The organism is Seonamhaeicola marinus, from assembly GCF_008085455.1.
Window position 1 is genome coordinate 1 of sequence record NZ_VSDQ01000914.1, and the last position, 790, is coordinate 790.

Below are 790 nucleotides of genomic sequence, written 5' to 3' on the forward strand. Positions count from 1 at the left end.
ATTAAGCATTTTAAACTGGATGGCAGAGGTGTCAGAAACTATACCGCTATAACCACCAAGCGCATCAATTTCTCTAACTATTTGCCCTTTAGCTATACCGCCCATGGCAGGGTTGCATGACATTTGAGCAATGTTTTGTAAATTCATTGTAACTAACAATGTTTTACTTCCCATATTAGCTGCTGCTGCCGCTGCTTCACTTCCTGCATGCCCGCCTCCAACAACAATAACATCATAAATTTCATTAAACATAGTGTGTATAATTAAACATGTTCCACGTGGAACAATTGATTAATAATAAATATTTGGAGATGATATTATATTGATTTAATTAGTGCTATATACTGGTTTTCTTTGCTTCGCATTACATGTACATCTTCATCTGTTTTGTCTTTATACCCACAGTAATGAAGTATGCCGTGAACTATAACTCTGTGTAGTTCTTCTTGAAAAGAAACATTAAAATCTTTAGCATTATCACGTACTCTTTCAACAGAAATAAATATATCACCTTGGATAATTTTTCCTACAGTATAATCGAAACTAATAATATCAGTTAATGTATCGTGATTTAAGAATTCTACATTTAGTTTATGTAAATATTCATCATCACAAAACACATAATTAACTTCTTCAAGTTTATATCCTTCTTCAAAAATGACATCTTCTATCCATTTTGAAACAACAGTTTCATTAGCTAATTCAAAATCTATTTCGTAATTGAAATTAATCATTCCCTTTATTAAAATACTGTTGCACTTTCTTTTTATAAATATTTTGCAAAGGTACT

General features: G+C 30.9%; 2 protein-coding genes. Both read right to left on the reverse strand.

All coding sequences use genetic code 11. From position 1 onward, the window contains the following. Positions 1-252 (reverse strand): FAD-dependent oxidoreductase (locus FUA24_RS24795; RefSeq protein ID WP_148546103.1); only part of this gene is annotated, 252 nt, incomplete at its 3' end. A gap of 65 nt (positions 253-317) precedes the next feature. Continuing rightward, entirely contained in the window at positions 318-734 is a 417-nt protein-coding gene (ybeY, locus tag FUA24_RS24800; RefSeq protein WP_147131880.1) for an rRNA maturation RNase YbeY, read from the reverse strand. Positions 735-790 lie beyond the last annotated feature (56 nt).